Below are 18,523 nucleotides of genomic sequence, written 5' to 3'. Positions count from 1 at the left end.
GCAACTGCAACAATTTGTGTCATTCTGGTCTGTCTTTATACAGTGAAGGTGGAAACATGGATGAGCTGCTAACCCTTGGCTGCATTGTATTATTCTTCGCGCTGGTAGTAGTTCCTGGCCTCGCGATCGTGGCATTCAGACGCAGTGCGGCTGTACGTTCTGAGCTGATGGCCTTGCGCCGTCGGGTAGAGGAGCTGGAGCTGCGCGGTGTGGCGCAGACCAGCGCCGTTGAGCCAACGGCAGCAAAAGATATTGTTCCTGCCGATGCGCCAACGGCTGCGATGAGCAGCGTATCGCCGGAGCCTGTAACTGAGCTGCCGCCAGAGCCCGTTAACCCGTGGGCTTCACAGCCGAAGCCGGATAATGCGGCGGTATCTACGCCCGACGTCAAGCGGCCTTCTGCTTTTGGCGGGGTAATGTCATCGCTGGTGCTCTGGTTTATGCAGGGTAACCCGTTGGCAAAGCTCGGTATTTTGCTCCTGTTTTTGGGGCTTTCTTTCCTGCTGCGTTATACGGTCGAACATTCTCTGTTTCCGCTTGAGCTGCGTCTGGTGGCGGCCGCGCTGTTCGCTATTGTGCTGTTGGCGTTGGGCTGGCGGTTGCGGCATAAGCAACCGATCTATGCGCTGATATTACAGGGGGGAGCTACCGGAGCACTCTATCTCACTGTGTTTGGCGCGTTCCGGCTGTGGCAAATGCTGCCAATGACACTGGCATTTGCGCTGCTGGTGGTGATTTGTGCGGCGAGTGTGGGGCTGGCTATTCTGCAAAAGGCGCTCAGCCTGGCGATGCTGGCAAGTCTTGGCGGTTATCTCGCGCCGCTGTTGCTTTCCACCGGCGGCGGCAGTCATGTCGCGCTCTTCTCATTCTATCTTCTGCTCTCGGTCGGCATTCTCGCCATCAGCATCTGGCAGCACTGGCGGGAGCTTAATCTGCTCGGCCTGTTGTTCACCTTCGGCGTTGGCGGGGTGTGGGGCCTGGAGGGCTATCGACCAGAGTATTACCTGAGTTGCCAACTGTTCCTGATCGCCAACACGATTATTTTTGGCGTGCTGAGCGTGGCGTTGTCGCTCCGGGCGCAGGAAAAAGGCAAACAGATTATTGACGGCGTACTGCTGTTTGCCCCACCGCTGATCGGTTTTGGAATGCAGTATGCCATTACCCGGCATATGGCTTATGGTCCGGCGTTTAGTGCGCTGGGCTACGGTGGTTTCTATCTGGTGTTAGCAAAGTTTGCGTTGCGCCGTTCCTCTTCTCTGGGGAGACCTCTGGTATTGTCCGCCCTGGCGCTCGGTGGTGCGTTTACCACTCTTGCTATCCCGTTGGCGCTTTCAGCCCGTTGGACGGCGATGGCCTGGTCGCTGGAGGGGCTTGGGATCCTCTGGCTGGGCGTGCAACAACAGCAACGACGCATGAGTTATAGCGGTACGGCGCTGCTCGTGCTGGCCGTGGGCAGCGCGCTATGGGCGCTGGCGAACGGAACAACCGCGCTCTCAGTCATGCTGATTTTTGCCGTACTCAGCCTCAGTTGGCTGGTTGCTGCATGGCTATGGCGCAATATTTGGATGCCGGGCAGTTGGGCGCTACTCGCTGGTGGTTTGGTTTTCTGGATTGTTGCGCTCGTTGCGGCATCGCAACTCGTTCTGAAACAGGATCGGTGGGTACTGTCTGGCGTGCTGGCATTAATGGCGGTATCGAGCTGGGGCTGGCGAAGTATCGCGGGTCGCCTGGCGTGGCGGGAGCTGGATGCCAGTAAATGGCTGCTGTGGCCGATGATGCTGGTGATGCTGATCTATCAGATCTCTGTACAGCAGATTTTTGCGGCGGGCTGGCCGAATCTGGCCTGGTGCGCGGCGCTAATTGTTGCGGTAGCGCTGCTCTGGCGTGACGCACCAATATTACCGCCAATGCTTTCCAGACTGGCGCATTTATCGTTCTTCTGGATGATTTTACTGGCGCTCGCGGTTGAGCTGTTCTGGTTCGCGCAGGGGCTGCCGTGGGGAAGGGCTGCGTGGGGTAGCGGCCTGATGATGGCGGCTGGCGGGCTGCTTATTTTCCTGATTTATCAGTCTGTTCATCGACAAATCTGGCCGTTTCGCATCTGGCCGGCCCTCTATTCTGTTCAGGCGATGGTTCCCGTTGTGCTGGTGCTGGTCGGTCTGCTCGTGCTGACCAATTTACAAGATGGCGTGGTTTATCGTCAGACTTATCTGCCGTTGCTCAACCCGCTGGAAGAGGGCGCAGCTTTTGCCCTGCTGGGCTTGGTGGTGTTTTATCGCGCGTCTGAACGCTATTTCCCGGCGCAGTTTTCGGTATCTCGCCCATGGCCGGTTGTGGCGCTGATGGCGCTCAGCTTTTGGTGGCTCAATGGCGTGCTGCTGCGCGCATTGTCCTGGTATGGCGAGGTTGCGTGGCGTGTAGACGCACTATGGGATTCACGGCTGATTCAAACCTGTTTTGCTCTGTTCTGGATGCTGGCTGCATTGGTGGTGATGCTGTGGGCGACCCGGCGTCGCTCGCGTCGGGAATGGCTGTGTGGCGCGGTATTGCTGGGGATAGTCATTGTGAAACTGATGCTGGTGGACAGCGCAGGAGGCGGCGGTCTGGCGCGCGCGGTTGCGTTTATCGGCGTGGCCATTCTGGTGTTGATTATCGGGTATTTTTCACCATTACCGCCCAAAGCTGGAGAAGAAAAATGAAATGGATGAAAGCGGTGTTATGCAGCGTACTGCTGGGCGCGACAAGCGCGGCGGTAAGCAGCGATGAAGTGAAAGAGTCTCCCGCGGACTACGTAACGGGGGTGACGCTGGAAACTACGGGCACATCGCCGTGGTATCGCGTTTCGCTACCTCCGGCGGTGTATCCGGGTACCGCCTGGGCGGATTTGCGCGATGTCCGGGTCTTTAACCATCTGGGGGAGGCGGTGCCGTTTACTCTGGTGGCGCAGAAAACCCAGCCCGTTACGCCAGAGGCAGTGGCGCTGCGTTTTTTCCCGCTTGATATGTCACCGGTTGCGCCGCGTGAGGAGGGGCAACGAGGCGGAGACGCTATTGTTTTACGCTCGAAGAGCGGCATTGAAATTCATTTGCAAAGTGATGATGTCAAAGCGCTCGGCCAGAGCTATTTACTGACGCTCCCGGAAGAGACGAAAGATGCCTTTTCACTGGCGCAGTTACGCCTGAACTGGGACTCGCAGGCGGGCAACTGGCAGGGGAAAGCCTCGGTTTATGCAAGCAGTGATTTGCGCTACTGGCGACCCGTGCAGGAAGATGCGCCGTTAATGGATCTGACGCGTGATAACGATCGCCTGAAAATGGACACCATCAGCGCCAGCCTCACGCTCTCTGTGGAGGCGACTCGCTACCTGCTTGTGATCCTCGACTCGCAAAGTCCGGCGCTGACGTTAAACAGCGTGAGCGCGATAGCGGCCAGCAGCGAGCCGGAATCCGAGCGTATCGTGATTGAAGCCCAGGGGATTAAGGTTTCGGATGACGAAGCCGTCTGGCGATGGGCGCAGCCCCAGCCGCTGACCTCGCTTCGCATCGATCTGGAAAGTGAAGGTGTTTTACCGGTGGAACTGGCCTGGCGCAGCGCTGAAAAAGAGCCCTGGCAGCCGCTGACAAAAACCATGCTTTACAATCTGGACTGGAGGAGTGCGGAAGATATTCGTCTTTCCGGTCAGTTGGTTGAGGCCGTCCGGATGACGACCATTAACGCCCGGTTGCCAGAGAGGCTGCCTGAGTTGAGCGGCATGCGCGACAGTTATCAACTGGTGTTTAATACGCAGGGCAAAGGGCCTTATATGCTGGCGTGGGGAAACCGGGCGGCGAAAAAGGCAGATGTTGGTCTCGATATGCTGATCCCGGCGTCGCTGCGTAAATCGCAGGAGATAGATTATCTACCGTGGGCGACTCTTCAGGAGAGCGTGGCGCTTGGTGGTGAAGCGCGATTGACGGCAACGTCAGTAGCTGAGCAACAAAGCCAGTGGAAAACGCTGTTGGTGTGGGGGGCGTTAATTCTTGGGGTCGCCGTACTGGCGCTTATGGCGTGGCGAATCTGGCGTGAAGTGAAAAAGGGTAATCCGACATAAACCAATAAAAAAGGCCCGCATTTGCGGGCCTCTTACGATTCATGCCAATTACAGGCTGGAAACGTTCTCGGTCAGGTATTTTGCCACGCCGTCCGGAGACGCGTTCATACCTTCTTTACCTTTTTCCCACTGTGCCGGGCAAACGTCGCCGTGCTCTTCGTGGAACTGCAGCGCGTCAACCATGCGCAGCATTTCGTCGATGTTACGACCCAGCGGCAGATCGTTAACCACCTGGTGGCGAACAACGCCGTTAGCGTCGATCAGGAAAGAACCGCGCAGAGCAACGCCCGCTTCCGGGTGCTCGATGCCGTAGGCTTTCTGGATTTCGCGTTTGATGTCAGCAACCATTGCGTATTTCACTGCACCGATGCCGCCTTTGTCGACAGGGGTGTTACGCCATGCGTTGTGGACAAATTCAGAGTCGAAGGAAACGCCAACAACTTCCACGCCGCGCTTCTGGAATTCTTCGTAACGTTTGTCGAAAGCGATCAGTTCAGACGGGCAAACGAAGGTGAAGTCCATCGGCCAGAAGAACAGAACGGTAGTTTTACCGTTGGTATGCTGTTTGAAGTTGAAGTTTTCAACGATCTCACCGCTACCCAGTACCGCAGCTGCTGTGAAATCCGGAGCCTGACGAGTTACCAGTACCATATAATTCTCCTGCAATGTTAAGGGGTTTTTGGAACGCAACGCGGGCCAGTATAGAGAGTGTTCGCGAATAAGACAAAGAGGCGCTGGCAATCAATGAGACAGGTTTTGTCTATCAATCTTTTGCCGGATGGCGGCTACTGCTTATCCGGCGGCTAATACGGGCTGTAGTCAAAGGGTTTTACGCTGCGCCTGTTCCATCATTTGCGGATAAAACTGCCAGAACCGTTCCTCTAACGCATCGTAATGCGTATCCAGGTCATACCATGAGTCACGCAAGGCATCGAGTCGTGGGCGGCGGCTGGCCATGCCATTCAGGACGTTCTGGATAAAATCCATGTCCCGATAGCGCTCAAGCCATTTCTCTGACCATATATAGTTGTTTAAATTGATAAAGCGCGGTGGCGATTCAGGCAAAATAGTGGTCACCTGGGTGCGAGCATAGCGGACAAAGTCCGCCAGCGGGAAGTCGGGGGATATTTCCGACCAGTGGCGCGACAGAAAATGATCCCACATTACGTCCAGCGTAATCGGCGCGACACGGCGCGTTTCGCTGCGAAACCACTCTTTGGCTTCACGCACCTGCGGCAGGTTATCGGTCATCACGTCGATACGACGATGCATGAAGATGCCTTCCACCACGTCAGGCGAATAGTGCGTTTCCGGATTGCCCCGGACAAAGTCGGCCAACAAATTGCCGGAAAGCGAGCTGTCGGCAAGGTGAGCCAGATGCAAATGTGCAAGAAAATTCATATCCACTTCATCCTTCAAACTGCCTCTTTGTTGGCTGCCTTCACTCACCCCAGTCACTTACTTGAGTAAGCTCCCGGGGACTCATTCAGTTGCCGCCTCGATGCATCTTGAATGATTTTGTGTATAGATTATGTCTTTTAACTTGAGGGGTAAAGGTTGCAGGGAGGACGCCCCGGCACTAGACTACCCGCCTCTTATTTTAGTCTGAGTCAGTGTCATGCGCGTTACCGATTTCACCTTTGAACTACCCGAATCCCTGATTGCCCACTATCCGCAAGCTGAGCGCAGTAGTTGCCGCTTGCTGTCTTTGGACGGGCCGACGGGCGCGCTGACGCACGGTACTTTCACCGATTTGCTCGATAAGCTCAACCCTGGCGATTTGCTGGTCTTTAACAACACCCGCGTTATTCCGGCGCGTCTGTTTGGCCGTAAAGCCAGCGGCGGCAAGATTGAAGTGCTGGTCGAGCGTATGCTGGATGACAAACGTATTCTGGCGCATATTCGCGCCTCGAAAGCGCCAAAGCCGGGGGCCGAGCTGCTGCTGGGCGACGACGAAAGTATTAAAGCAACGATGGTGGCACGCCATGACGCGCTGTTTGAAGTCGAGTTTAACGACGAGCGCAGCGTGCTGGATATCCTTAACGCCATCGGCCATATGCCGCTGCCACCGTATATTGACCGTCCGGATGAAGACGCCGACCGCGAGCTGTATCAGACCGTGTATAGCGAAAAACCGGGTGCGGTCGCCGCGCCGACTGCGGGTCTGCACTTTGACGATCCGCTGCTGGCTAAGCTGCGCGATAAAGGCATTGAAATGGCGTTCGTCACGCTGCACGTGGGCGCGGGGACTTTCCAGCCGGTGCGCGTAGACACCATCGAAGATCACATCATGCACTCCGAATATGCGGAAGTGCCGCAGGATGTCGTTGATGCTGTGCTGGCGGCGAAAGCGCGCGGCAACCGCGTGATTGCGGTGGGCACCACCTCCGTACGTTCACTGGAAAGCGCGGCACAGGCGGCCAAAAACGACCTTATCGAGCCGTTTTTCGGCGATACGCAAATATTCATTTATCCTGGCTATAAATATCAGGTGATTGATGCCCTGGTAACCAACTTCCACCTGCCGGAATCAACGCTGATCATGCTGGTTTCCGCGTTTGCTGGTTATAAAAACACCATGCACGCCTATCATGAAGCGGTAAAAGCGGAATATCGCTTTTTTAGTTACGGTGATGCGATGTTTATCACGTACAATCCGCAGGCTATTTCTGAGCGTGTCGGGGAATAAATCCGCGATATGAGTATTTAAAACGTCGGACTGTTTTTCTGACGCAGGAGTTAAGATGAAATTTGAACTGGATACCACAGATGGTCGCGCTCGCCGCGGCCGCCTGGTTTTTGATCGTGGCGTAGTAGAAACACCTGCTTTTATGCCGGTCGGTACTTACGGCACAGTGAAAGGCATGACGCCGGAAGAAGTGGAAGCAACTGGCGCGCAGATTATCCTTGGTAACACCTTCCACCTGTGGCTGCGCCCGGGACAGGAAATCATGAAACTGCATGGCGATCTGCACGATTTTATGCAGTGGAAAGGACCAATCCTCACCGATTCCGGCGGCTTCCAGGTTTTCAGCCTGGGTGATATCCGTAAGATTACCGAGCAGGGCGTGCATTTCCGTAACCCGATCAACGGCGATCCGATTTTCCTCGATCCCGAGAAATCAATGGAGATTCAATACGATCTCGGTTCCGATATCGTCATGATCTTCGACGAATGTACACCGTATCCAGCCGACTGGGACTATGCTAAACGCTCGATGGAGATGTCTCTGCGTTGGGCGAAGCGCAGTCGGGATCGTTTTGATAGCCTCGGCAACAAAAATGCGCTTTTTGGCATCATTCAGGGCAGTGTTTACGAAGATTTACGTGATATCTCCGTTAAAGGTCTGGTAGACATCGGTTTTGATGGCTACGCTGTCGGCGGTTTGGCTGTCGGTGAGCCGAAGGAAGATATGCACCGCATCCTGGAGCATGTATGCCCACAGATTCCGGCAGATAAACCTCGTTACCTGATGGGCGTCGGCAAACCAGAAGATCTGGTTGAAGGCGTACGTCGCGGTATCGATATGTTTGACTGCGTGATGCCAACGCGAAATGCCCGTAATGGTCATTTGTTTGTGACTGACGGCGTGGTAAAAATTCGTAACGCGAAACATAAAAGCGACACCAGTCCGCTCGATGCTGAGTGTGATTGCTACACCTGTCGCAATTATTCGCGCGCTTACTTGCATCATCTCGACCGTTGCAACGAAATATTGGGCGCGCGACTCAACACGATTCATAACCTTCGCTACTACCAGCGTTTGATGGCGGGTTTACGCAAGGCTATTGAAGAGGGTAAATTAGAGAGCTTCGTGACCGATTTTTACCAACGTCAGGGTAGACCAGTTCCACCTGTGAACGTTGATTAATTTTAATAATGAGGGAATTTGAATGAGCTTTTTTATTTCTGATGCGGTAGCGGCAACAGGTGCTCCGGCGCAGGGCAGCCCGATGTCTCTGATTCTGATGCTGGTGGTGTTTGGTCTGATTTTCTACTTCATGATCCTGCGCCCGCAGCAAAAGCGCACCAAAGAACACAAAAATCTGATGAACTCCATTGCGAAAGGCGATGAAGTGCTGACTAACGGTGGTCTGGTGGGTCGCGTGACCAAAGTAGCAGAATCTGGCTACATCGCTATCGCGCTGAACGACACCACTGAAGTGGTTATTAAACGTGATTTCGTAGCTGCCGTTCTGCCGAAAGGCACCATGAAGGCGCTGTAATTTATTGTTTTCCCAAAGGGAACTGCCGTGTTAAACCGTTATCCTTTGTGGAAGTATGTCATGCTGATCGTCGTTATTGTCGTCGGTCTGCTCTATGCGCTTCCCAACCTGTATGGTGAGGATCCGGCTGTTCAAATCACTGGCGTGCGCGGTGCCGCCGCCAGTGAGCAAACGCTGATCCAGGTCCAGAAAACGTTACAAGAAGATAAAATCACACCTAAGTCTGTGGCTCTGGAAGAGGGTGCTATTCTTGCGCGCTTCGACTCCACTGATACCCAACTGCGCGCACGTGAAGTGTTAATGGGCGTATTGGGCGATCAATACGTCGTGGCGCTTAACCTTGCTCCGGCAACTCCACGCTGGCTGGCAGCCATTCACGCAGAACCGATGAAACTCGGTCTTGACCTGCGTGGCGGCGTTCACTTCCTGATGGAAGTGGATATGGACACCGCGCTGAGTAAGTTGCAGGAACAAAATATCGATAGCCTGCGCAGCGATCTGCGTGAAAAAGGCATTCCTTATACTACCGTTCGCAAAGAAGATAACTACGGTCTGAGCATCACCTTCCGTGATAGCAGCGCCCGTGATGAAGCTATCTCTTACCTGAGCAAGCGTCACCAGGATCTGGTTATTTCCAGCCAGGGCAGCAATGCTCTGCGTGCGGTGATGACCGATGCGCGCCTGAGCGAAGCCCGTGAATACGCGGTACAGCAGAACATCAACATTCTGCGTAATCGTGTTAACCAACTGGGTGTTGCTGAGCCGGTGGTCCAACGTCAGGGTGCTGACCGCATTGTGGTCGAACTGCCAGGCATTCAGGATACCGCGCGTGCGAAAGAAATTCTGGGCGCTACCGCGACGCTGGAATTCCGTCTGGTGAATACCAACGTTGACCAGTCTGCTGCGGCATCCGGGCGTGTACCGGGTGATTCGGAAGTGAAACAGTCTCGTGAAGGTCAGCCGGTTGTGCTGTACAAACGCGTGATCCTGACCGGTGATCATATCACCGACTCCACTTCCAGCCAGGACGAATACAATCAGCCGCAGGTTAACATCTCGCTGGATAGCGCGGGTGGTAACATCATGTCCAACTTCACCAAGGACAACATCGGTAAGCCGATGGCGACCCTGTTCGTGGAGTACAAAGACAGCGGTAAAAAAGATGCCAACGGTCGCGCAGTGCTGGTGAAACAGGAAGAGGTGATTAACATCGCCAACATCCAGTCTCGCCTGGGCAACAGCTTCCGTATCACCGGTATTAACAACCCGAACGAAGCGCGTCAGCTTTCTCTGCTGTTACGTGCCGGTGCGTTGATTGCGCCGATTCAGATTGTTGAAGAACGTACCATCGGTCCTACCCTGGGTATGCAGAACATTAAACAGGGTCTGGAAGCGTGTCTGGCCGGTCTGGTGGTGTCTATCCTGTTCATGATCTTCTTCTATAAGAAGTTCGGTCTGATTGCGACCAGTGCGCTGATTGCTAACCTGGTACTGATTGTCGGTATTATGTCGCTGCTGCCGGGCGCTACGCTGAGTATGCCGGGGATTGCGGGGATCGTCTTAACCCTTGCCGTCGCGGTCGATGCGAACGTACTGATTAACGAACGTATCAAAGAAGAGTTGAGTAACGGGCGTTCGGTGCAGCAGGCCATCAATGAAGGTTATGCGGGTGCATTTAGCTCCATCTTTGATGCGAACATTACGACGCTGATTAAGGTCATTATCCTGTACGCAGTTGGCACCGGGGCAATTAAAGGGTTCGCGATTACTACCGGTATTGGTGTGGCGACGTCGATGTTTACCGCGATTGTCGGTACACGTGCCATCGTAAACCTGTTGTATGGCGGCAAGCGCGTCAAAAAGCTGTCAATCTGAGGAGTGCGAAGTGGCACAGGAATATACTGTTGAACAATTGAACCACGGCCGTAAAGTCTGGGACTTTATGCGCTGGGACTACTGGGCTTTCGGCATTTCAGGTTTCCTGCTGATTGCGGCCATCGTGGTGATGGGCGTACGCGGGTTTAACTGGGGTCTCGATTTCACCGGTGGTACGGTAATTGAAATCACGCTGGAAAAACCGGCCGATATGGACGTGATGCGCGATGCGCTGGAGAAAGCGGGCTTTGTTGATCCGCTTCTGCAGAACTTCGGCAGCAGCCACGACATTATGGTGCGTATGCCGCCAACTGAAGGCGTAGACGGCGGTCAGGTGCTGGGCAGCAAAGTGTTGAGTGTGATTAACGAATCCACCAACCAAAACGCCGCGGTGAAGCGAATTGAATTCGTAGGTCCGAGCGTGGGTGCAGACCTGGCGCAAACCGGTGCAATGGCGCTGATGGCGGCGTTAATATCCATCCTGGTGTACGTCGGTTTCCGCTTTGAGTGGCGACTGGCGGCAGGGGTAGTTATCGCTCTGGCGCACGACGTGATTATCACACTTGGGATCCTGTCGTTGTTCCATATCGAGATTGATCTGACTATCGTCGCATCGTTGATGTCGGTAATCGGTTACTCGCTGAACGACAGTATCGTCGTATCTGACCGTATTCGTGAAAACTTCCGCAAAATTCGTCGCGGTACGCCTTACGAAATCTTTAACGTGTCATTGACTCAGACGCTGCACCGTACGTTGATTACGTCCGGTACGACGTTGATGGTTATTCTGATGCTGTTCCTGTTCGGTGGTCCGGTACTGGAAGGCTTCTCGCTGACGATGCTGATCGGTGTTTCCATCGGTACTGCATCTTCTATCTACGTAGCATCGGCGCTGGCGCTGAAGCTGGGTATGAAGCGTGAGCACATGCTGCAGCAGAAGGTTGAGAAAGAAGGGGCGGATCAACCGTCAATTCTGCCTTAAACTATTAAGAGTGAAGATACTGGAATCCCGATCGCAAGGTCGGGATTTTTTTTGCCTGTGATTTGGTAGCAGTCCATTATCTTTTCCGGTCGCCATACTACTGACAGTATGCTGTCAGTAGCCCTGTCTTATAGTCCTTCTGAGATTACCCACACAGGCAGGAGGAAGTATGAATAACGTAATTAGCTGGTTTGAAATCCCCGTGGCACAAATGGAGCGCGCCATTGCTTTTTATGAGCCAGTGATGCAGGTTTCTTTGCGTCGTGAGAATATGGACAGCGCGGAGCTGGCCGTATTTCCACATCAGGATCCTGCTCCCGGCGGGGCGCTGGCTAAATTTGACGGTATTACGCCTTCAGCGCAGGGCGCTATTATTTATCTGCATACGGACGATTTGGCTGCAACGCTTAAACGCGTCGCTACCGCTGGCGGTCAGTGCGTGTTTGGTCCGCTCGAACTGGGGCAGGATATTGGCACTATTGCGCTGTTTACTGACAGCGAAGGCAATCGCGTTGGTTTACATCAACCCGCGTAATATTTTCAGGACTGAGGATTAAAATGACCAGACGCGCTGACCGCTTGTTTCAGATTGTACAAATCCTGCGTGGCAGGCGAGTGACAACGGCGGCGCTGCTGGCAGAACGTCTTGAGGTTTCTGAACGAACGATTTATCGCGATATCCGCGATCTCTCTTTATCCGGCGTGCCCATTGAAGGAGAAGTGGGCAGTGGATACCGCTTAATGGCGGGGTTTGATCTGCCGCCGTTGATGTTAACGCATCGCGAATCTGAAGCGTTAATGGTAGCGATTCGGTTGCTGAAAACATGGGGCGGGGATTCACTCTCACAGGCGCTGGAATCCGCGCAGGAAAAAGTGCTGGCGATATTGCCGCCAGAGTGTCGGCGCAGAGCCGAGCAAACGCGGGTTTTCGCGCCAGATTTTGGCAATCAGCCGCATTCACGCAGTGCTTTTGATCTCATACATCACGCGGTTTCGGCGCAGCATGTGTTGGCGCTGCATTATCGCGACGAGTCCGGGAATCTCTCCTGGCGCGACGTTCAGCCGCTGGGGTTATTTTTCTGGGGTGAGCACTGGTTGCTGGTTGCCTGGTGCGAGAAACGTGACGATTATCGCTGCTTTCGCGTTGATCGGTGTCTGAAGATCACGCCGCTCGACAGGCATTTTCGTGAATCTGCAGATCGCTCGCTAAGTGACTTTTTACGTAAAGTACGCTGTGAAGACCAGCCATAAAAAAGCCAGCGGTTAAGCTGGCTTGTCTGCGATAAATTGGCAGGATTAGAAGTTGTAACCTACGACCAGGTAACCACCCCAACCGGTAGAACGGACGTTAAAGTTGCCTTTATTGAAGTTCAGCTCTGCATCATCATTCCATTGACCCCCGTTGTGCCAGTAACGAGCGACGACGGAATAATGCCAGTGATCGTAATTCAGCGCCAGAATATGGCTGGAAGCGATAGAGTTGTTAGTACGCGCTTTATTGCCATTAAGATCGGAGAAATCATCGTCGCCCAGATCGGATCCCCAATCGAAGTTGGTAAAGCCAATGTAGCTAAGATTACCGCCCCACAGTTCAGTGATTGGTACAAAATATTTCACTTTGAAACGATAGCCGTCCCACTCGTTTTCGTTGGCTGCACCGTAGTTCTGCCACTGATATTTGGCATACACGTTAAGAGACAGGCTCATCGGCAGACCGGTATCGATATCGGTACCCAGACCCATATACCAGGTGCTCTGGCGGCCATCTTTGTTACGACCCATATCGTAGATGTAGTTATTGGCGAAGTACCACTCTTTGAATGGACCGAAGCTCAGGTCGGTGCCGGTCAGTTTATCGATGGAGAAGCGCGGTTCAATTTCCATAAACAGCGGAGAACCGTGGTTCCAGATACCTTTCGCATCAGTGTTACCACCAAAGAAGACAGGTGCATCCATGTAACCATAGAAATCGAACCAATCTTTTTTCGCAAAAGCTTCATATTCCAGGTAGGTATCGTTGCGAATCTGCGGTCCGAAACGGGTGTGGTAGCTTCCCACTACGTTGACGCTCTGGTGCCACCAGTCGGACAGATATTGCGGTTTGTCATTTTCTGCAGCGTTGGCAGTAAAAGACGAGGAGAGCGCCAGCACTGCACCGGCTGCAAGTAATGTTTTTTTCATATGTATGCCACTGTTTGAAATCCCTTTCGGGAGTGAAAAAGGCGCAAATTGCGTTTCTAAATATTTCGTGTTTCTTCGGAGCCTATTATAAAAATCATTGTTCACAAAAATATGTGTTGTTTCACAGTTCTATCATTTACGTAATCGATTGCGTTCACGTTTGCTTACTTTAGGCGGCGAATTGTACTGGCTCCCATGAATGTTGCCAAGTTTTACCAGAAATATCGGTTATGTCAGGTGAGTAACAAAACGGGCCGGAGTGATGTTGCGGAACGCACAAAACGTCCCGCAAAAAAGTTTATTGATTAACAGGCTGGATGTCGTGGATACGAACAAATCCTAACTGGTCCGGAGAGAGGCCATTTATCTGCAGCGGAATGTCTACGTCGCTGGGAGCAAGGATACTTGCCGGGGCCGTTACCAACTGGTTCTGAACGTTCGCTTCCTGATAGTTATCCGTGGTGCCCTGAATTTGTCCATACTCGACGGTGGCGCTAAAGGCGGGTAAAGGCGTAGTAGATTCACCCTGAATACGTAATGTGAGCCGCGTGCCGTCGGCGTTCGGCGCAATATTGACAAGTGACATCCGTAACATGCCAATCTGGCTGTCCAGTCGGGCTGGTGTATTGGAACCCGGCAGCAGATAGGCTCCGCTGGTTGATTTGGCATTCAACATATTTTGTTGTGTAATTTTTACCGTTTCCTGATTTAGCTGTGTCATCTCTTTATTCAACGTGCTAACACTTTGATGCATCTGGCGTACTTCGCTTTGCTGTGCGCATGCGCTAAGACTAAAGAGACTTCCCACCAGGAGAATTCTTAGGTAACGTCTTGTCATTGTGATTACTTCCTTCATTGTCGCGATAGCATAATGGTAGTGCGCACCGAGCACGAAGGCATCGATCCTTTGTCTCAAAAGCGCTGCGCCTTTGTTGTCACGCCAGTTCAGGGTAAAATAGATTTCTGTTAACCACTGAGGACAGGACGCCGTATGCATTGCCCATTCTGTTTCGCCGTAGACACTAAGGTAATTGACTCTCGTCTTGTAGGCGAGGGCTCCTCAGTACGCCGCCGTCGGCAGTGTCTGGTCTGTAACGAACGTTTCACCACTTTTGAAGTGGCTGAACTTGTCATGCCACGCGTTGTGAAAAGCAACGATGTGCGTGAACCCTTTAATGAAGATAAGCTGCGCAGCGGCATGCTCAGAGCGCTTGAGAAACGTCCGGTCAGCTCAGATGACGTCGAAATGGCGTTGAACCATATCAAATCACAACTGCGTGCGACTGGCGAGCGTGAGGTGCCGAGCAAGATGATCGGCAACCTGGTGATGGAGCAGTTGAAAAAACTCGATAAAGTCGCCTACATCCGCTTTGCCTCGGTTTACCGGAGTTTCGAAGATATCAAAGAATTTGGCGAAGAGATTGCTCGCCTACAGGACTAAGCCATGCAGGATGAATTGTACATGGCGCGCGCGCTGAAGCTTGCTGCGTGCGGACGTTTTACCACTAACCCCAATCCCAACGTGGGCTGCGTGATTGTCAAAGATGGGGAGATCGTCGGTGAAGGGTATCATCACCGCGCGGGCGAACCGCATGCCGAAGTCCACGCTCTGCGCATGGCTGGAGAAAAAGCGCAAGGGGCGACTGCCTATGTAACGCTTGAACCCTGCAGCCATCATGGTCGTACTCCCCCTTGCTGCGATGCGCTGATTGCCGCAGGCGTGTCACGTGTGGTTGCAGCGATGCAGGATCCCAATCCGCAGGTAGCAGGTCGTGGTCTCTACCGTTTGCAGCAGGCGGGCATTGACGTCAGTCACGGGCTGATGATGAGCGAGGTTGAGCAGCTTAATAAAGGCTTTCTCAAGCGTATGCGTACGGGATTCCCCTACGTGCAGCTTAAACTTGGTGCGTCGCTTGATGGGCGTACGGCGATGGCCAGTGGTGAAAGCCAGTGGATAACCTCGCCACAGGCGCGTCGCGATGTGCAACGATTACGGGCGCAAAGCCACGCCATCTTAACCAGCAGCGCTACGGTGTTGGCTGACGACCCTCAGCTTACCGTGCGTTGGTCGGAACTTGGGGAGTCAACCCAGGCGAGTTACCCGCAGGAAAATCTGCGCCAGCCTATCCGCATTGTTGTTGATAGCCAGAATCAGGTCACGCCGGAACACCGTATTGTGCAACAGCCTGGAGAAACCTGGATTGCCCGGACAAAAGATGATCCTCGTAGTTGGCCGGAGACGGTGCGCAGCCTGAAGGTGCCGGAACATAACGGGCATCTGGATCTGGTGGTGCTGATGATGCAACTGGGCAAGCAGCAAATTAACAGCATTTGGGTTGAAGCTGGTCCAACGCTTGCGGGCGCGTTATTACAGGCCGGTCTGGTCGATGAGCTAATCGTGTATGTTGCGCCTAAACTGTTAGGCAGCGATGCACGAGGATTATGTGTGCTTCCAGGCCTTGAGAAACTGGCTGACGCCCCCCATTTCAAATTCAACGAAATACGCCATGTAGGTCCGGACCTTTGCCTGCATTTAGTGGGCGCATGATCTCCCGGTTCGAAAGGGAAGCAGCGCACAGATTATTATGATAAAATCCGCCCCCCTGCGGGGTCCAGTGAATCCGAAGGAAGAATATGAACATTATTGAAGCTAACGTTGCTACCCCGGACGCTCGCGTCGCCATCACCATTGCGCGTTTCAACAACTTTATCAATGACAGCCTGCTGGAAGGTGCGATCGACGCCCTGAAACGTATTGGTCAGGTTAAAGATGAAAACATTACCGTCGTTTGGGTTCCGGGCGCGTATGAGCTGCCGCTGGCAGCCTCAGTACTTGCAAAATCCGGTAAATACGACGCGGTGATTGCGTTAGGTACGGTGATTCGTGGTGGTACCGCGCACTTCGAATATGTGGCTGGCGGTGCAAGCAATGGCCTGGCGCATGTCGCTCAGGACAGTGGCATTCCGGTAGCCTTCGGTGTTCTGACCACCGAAAGTATTGAACAAGCCATCGAACGTGCTGGCACTAAAGCTGGCAACAAAGGCGCAGAAGCTGCACTGACTGCACTTGAAATGATTAATGTATTGAAAGCCATCAAGGCCTGATTTTTGTAAGGGGAAATCCGTGAAACCTGCTGCTCGTCGCCGCGCCCGTGAGTGTGCCGTCCAGGCGCTCTACTCCTGGCAGTTGTCCCAGAACGACATCGCTGATGTTGAATACCAGTTCCTGGCGGAACAGGACGTAAAAGATGTCGACGTTCTGTATTTCCGTGAACTGCTGTCCGGGGTGGCGACTAACAGCGCGTACCTGGATGGATTAATGAAGCCTTATCTGTCTCGTCTGTTGGAAGAGCTGGGTCAGGTAGAAAAAGCCGTGCTGCGTATTGCGCTGTTTGAACTGTCTAAACGTAGTGATGTGCCGTACAAAGTGGCCATCAACGAAGCGATTGAACTGGCGAAAACCTTCGGCGCTGAAGACAGCCATAAATTCGTGAACGGCGTACTGGATAAAGCAGCACCTGTGATTCGCCCCAACAAAAAGTAATCCCGAGGCCGGCTGGATGGTGGAACTTGTTTCCGCTGCCCCCGGCTTTTTCTTTTTTTTCTGCTGAGGCATAACGTATGGCATGCGGCGAATTTTCCCTGATTGCCCGTTATTTTGACCGCGTAAGAACGTCTCGTCTTGATGTCGAAACCGGTATTGGTGACGATTGCGCACTTCTGAACATCCCTGAAAAACAGACGCTGGCGATCAGCACCGATACGCTGGTGGCAGGCAACCACTTCCTCCCCGACATTGATCCCACCGATCTCGCCTGGAAAGCGCTGGCGGTGAATTTGAGCGATCTGGCGGCGATGGGAGCCGATCCTGCGTGGCTGACGCTGGCGCTCACGCTGCCTGACGTCGATGAAGCCTGGCTTGAAGCCTTCAGCGATGGCCTGTTTGAACTCCTTAATTACTATGATATGCAGCTGATAGGTGGTGACACCACGCGTGGGCCACTGTCGATGACGCTGGGTATCCACGGCTACGTCCCTGTTGGACGGGCCTTAAAACGCTCCGGTGCGAAACCGGGGGACTGGATTTATGTGACCGGTACGCCGGGCGACAGCGCGGCCGGGCTGGCGATTTTGCAGGATCGCTTGCAGGTGGCAGATGCAAAAGACGCAGACTATCTGCTTAAACGTCATCTGCGTCCAACACCGCGTATTTTGCAGGGACAAGCTCTGCGCGATCTGGCCAGTGCGGCTATCGATATTTCCGACGGCCTGATTTCCGATCTGGGGCATATCGTCAATGCCTGCGGCTGTGGGGCGCGGGTTAACGTCGATGCGTTGCCATACTCTACGGCATTTGCCCAACACGTTGAGCCGGAACAAGCCCTGCGCTGGGCGCTTTCGGGGGGTGAAGATTATGAGTTATGCTTTACCGTACCGGAAATTAACCGTGGCGCACTGGACGTGGCGCTGGGGAATCTCGGCGCATCGTTTACCTGCATTGGGCAGATGAGCGCGGACGTGGAAGGCATTCATTTTACGCGCGACGGAAAACCCGTCACGTTCGACTGGAAAGGATATGACCATTTTGCCGCGCCTTAAAAAAGATGTCGCCAAAAGCCGCCTGAGTATGCGCAATCCGTGGCACCTGTTGGCCACCGGTTTTGGCAGCGGGCTGAGCCCAATTGTTCCAGGCACGATGGGATCGCTGGCGGCGATCCCTTTTTGGTATTTAATGACGTTTCTGCCGTGGCAGCTGTATTCACTGGTGGTCATGTTGTCTATCTGTATCGGCGTTTATCTGTGCCATCAAACGGCGAAAGATATGGGCGTGCACGATCACGGTAGCATTGTCTGGGACGAGTTTGTCGGGATGTGGATAACCCTGATGGCGCTGCCGACCCACGACTGGCAGTGGGTTGCCGCCGGATTTGTGATTTTCCGTATACTGGATATGTGGAAGCCGTGGCCGATCCGTTGGTTCGATCGCAACGTGCATGGCGGTACGGGGATCATGATTGATGATATTGTGGCCGGAATACTCTCCGCCGGAATTTTGTATTTTATCGGCCATCACTGGCCGGTAGGTATCATTTAAATAGGTTTGCCGGATGGCAGCGTAAACGCCTTATCCGGCCTGGAAACACGATGTCGGTTTCGTAGGCCCGATA

Annotated in this window: 19 protein-coding genes; 15 read left to right on the top strand and 4 right to left on the bottom strand. The window is 53.6% G+C overall.

Translation table 11 applies throughout. The features are described 5' to 3' along the window. Positions 1 to 56: 56 nt before the first annotated feature. Entirely contained in the window at positions 57 to 2,699 is a 2,643-nt protein-coding gene (locus tag HV350_RS18450; protein ID WP_181629086.1) for a DUF2339 domain-containing protein, read from the top strand. After that, positions 2,696 to 4,090, top strand: a complete 1,395-nt coding sequence (locus tag HV350_RS18445; protein WP_137367253.1) for a DUF3999 domain-containing protein — start codon at positions 2,696 to 2,698, stop codon at positions 4,088 to 4,090. The genes HV350_RS18450 and HV350_RS18445 overlap by 4 nt, the downstream gene beginning before the upstream one ends. Positions 4,091 to 4,138: 48 nt before the next feature. Here the strand turns inward: HV350_RS18445 and HV350_RS18440 are convergent, their stop codons facing one another. Together HV350_RS18440 and acpH are read right to left on the bottom strand one after the other, a co-directional pair. After that, the gene (locus tag HV350_RS18440; protein ID WP_003021524.1) at positions 4,139 to 4,741 is read right to left on the bottom strand and encodes a peroxiredoxin; all 603 of its coding nucleotides are present in this window, start codon (positions 4,739 to 4,741) and stop codon (positions 4,139 to 4,141) included. Positions 4,742 to 4,909: 168 nt separating this feature from the next. After that, a complete protein-coding gene (gene acpH / locus HV350_RS18435) occupies positions 4,910 to 5,491 on the bottom strand; it encodes an ACP phosphodiesterase (protein WP_016152027.1) in 582 nt (193 codons plus the stop codon). Positions 5,492 to 5,708: 217 nt separating this feature from the next. Here acpH and queA point away from each other — a divergent pair, with 217 nt between their 5' ends. The 7 genes from queA to HV350_RS18400 all read left to right on the top strand — a co-directional run bounded on the left by queA (position 5,709) and on the right by HV350_RS18400 (position 12,425). Beyond that, the gene (gene queA / locus HV350_RS18430) at positions 5,709 to 6,779 is read left to right on the top strand and encodes a tRNA preQ1(34) S-adenosylmethionine ribosyltransferase-isomerase QueA (protein WP_003021529.1); all 1,071 of its coding nucleotides are present in this window, start codon (positions 5,709 to 5,711) and stop codon (positions 6,777 to 6,779) included. A gap of 55 nt (positions 6,780 to 6,834) precedes the next feature. Then, entirely contained in the window at positions 6,835 to 7,962 is a 1,128-nt protein-coding gene (gene tgt, locus HV350_RS18425; protein WP_003021535.1) for a tRNA guanosine(34) transglycosylase Tgt, read from the top strand. Positions 7,963 to 7,984: 22 nt separating this feature from the next. Beyond that, positions 7,985 to 8,317 (top strand): preprotein translocase subunit YajC, encoded by a 333-nt coding sequence (gene yajC, locus HV350_RS18420; protein WP_003021544.1) that lies wholly within the window; start codon positions 7,985 to 7,987, stop codon positions 8,315 to 8,317. A 27-nt stretch (positions 8,318 to 8,344) separates the two neighbouring features. Beyond that, the gene (gene secD, locus HV350_RS18415; RefSeq protein WP_003021547.1) at positions 8,345 to 10,192 is read left to right on the top strand and encodes a protein translocase subunit SecD; all 1,848 of its coding nucleotides are present in this window, start codon (positions 8,345 to 8,347) and stop codon (positions 10,190 to 10,192) included. A gap of 10 nt (positions 10,193 to 10,202) precedes the next feature. Then, positions 10,203 to 11,174 (top strand): protein translocase subunit SecF, encoded by a 972-nt coding sequence (gene secF / locus HV350_RS18410; protein ID WP_181629084.1) that lies wholly within the window; start codon positions 10,203 to 10,205, stop codon positions 11,172 to 11,174. A gap of 169 nt (positions 11,175 to 11,343) precedes the next feature. Then, positions 11,344 to 11,709 carry a VOC family protein gene (locus HV350_RS18405; RefSeq protein WP_016152028.1) on the top strand — a complete coding sequence of 122 codons (366 nt, stop codon included), beginning with the start codon at positions 11,344 to 11,346 and terminating at the stop codon, positions 11,707 to 11,709. A gap of 23 nt (positions 11,710 to 11,732) precedes the next feature. Continuing rightward, positions 11,733 to 12,425: a YafY family protein gene (locus HV350_RS18400; RefSeq protein WP_181629083.1), complete on the top strand. Its 693-nt coding sequence runs from the start codon at positions 11,733 to 11,735 to the stop codon at positions 12,423 to 12,425. A gap of 45 nt (positions 12,426 to 12,470) precedes the next feature. Here the strand turns inward: HV350_RS18400 and HV350_RS18395 are convergent, their stop codons facing one another. Both HV350_RS18395 and HV350_RS18390 read right to left on the bottom strand, forming a co-directional pair. Beyond that, the gene (locus tag HV350_RS18395; RefSeq protein WP_016152030.1) at positions 12,471 to 13,355 is read right to left on the bottom strand and encodes a nucleoside-specific channel-forming protein Tsx; all 885 of its coding nucleotides are present in this window, start codon (positions 13,353 to 13,355) and stop codon (positions 12,471 to 12,473) included. Between the two features lie 298 nt (positions 13,356 to 13,653). Beyond that, a complete protein-coding gene (locus tag HV350_RS18390) occupies positions 13,654 to 14,193 on the bottom strand; it encodes a DUF3251 domain-containing protein (RefSeq protein WP_029139433.1) in 540 nt (179 codons plus the stop codon). A 153-nt stretch (positions 14,194 to 14,346) separates the two neighbouring features. Here HV350_RS18390 and nrdR point away from each other — a divergent pair, with 153 nt between their 5' ends. The 6 genes from nrdR to pgpA all read left to right on the top strand — a co-directional run bounded on the left by nrdR (position 14,347) and on the right by pgpA (position 18,450). Continuing rightward, positions 14,347 to 14,796, top strand: coding sequence for a transcriptional regulator NrdR (nrdR, locus tag HV350_RS18385; RefSeq protein WP_016152032.1), 450 nt, complete (start codon positions 14,347 to 14,349; stop codon positions 14,794 to 14,796). Positions 14,797 to 14,799: 3 nt separating this feature from the next. Beyond that, positions 14,800 to 15,903, top strand: a complete 1,104-nt coding sequence (ribD, locus tag HV350_RS18380) for a bifunctional diaminohydroxyphosphoribosylaminopyrimidine deaminase/5-amino-6-(5-phosphoribosylamino)uracil reductase RibD (RefSeq protein WP_181629081.1) — start codon at positions 14,800 to 14,802, stop codon at positions 15,901 to 15,903. Between the two features lie 86 nt (positions 15,904 to 15,989). After that, a complete protein-coding gene (gene ribE / locus HV350_RS18375; protein WP_016152034.1) occupies positions 15,990 to 16,460 on the top strand; it encodes a 6,7-dimethyl-8-ribityllumazine synthase in 471 nt (156 codons plus the stop codon). A gap of 19 nt (positions 16,461 to 16,479) precedes the next feature. Next, positions 16,480 to 16,899: a transcription antitermination factor NusB gene (gene nusB / locus HV350_RS18370; RefSeq protein ID WP_000801129.1), complete on the top strand. Its 420-nt coding sequence runs from the start codon at positions 16,480 to 16,482 to the stop codon at positions 16,897 to 16,899. Between the two features lie 77 nt (positions 16,900 to 16,976). After that, positions 16,977 to 17,954 carry a thiamine-phosphate kinase gene (thiL, locus tag HV350_RS18365; RefSeq protein ID WP_019076158.1) on the top strand — a complete coding sequence of 326 codons (978 nt, stop codon included), beginning with the start codon at positions 16,977 to 16,979 and terminating at the stop codon, positions 17,952 to 17,954. Continuing rightward, positions 17,932 to 18,450: a phosphatidylglycerophosphatase A gene (gene pgpA, locus HV350_RS18360; protein ID WP_016152036.1), complete on the top strand. Its 519-nt coding sequence runs from the start codon at positions 17,932 to 17,934 to the stop codon at positions 18,448 to 18,450. The genes thiL and pgpA overlap by 23 nt, the downstream gene beginning before the upstream one ends. Positions 18,451 to 18,523: the final 73 nt, after the last annotated feature.

The sequence above is a fragment of the Citrobacter sp. RHBSTW-01013 genome, assembly GCF_013781985.1.
In the GTDB taxonomy this organism is placed as follows: domain Bacteria; phylum Pseudomonadota; class Gammaproteobacteria; order Enterobacterales; family Enterobacteriaceae; genus Citrobacter; species Citrobacter braakii.
This window is presented reverse-complemented; position numbering and strand designations above follow the sequence as displayed.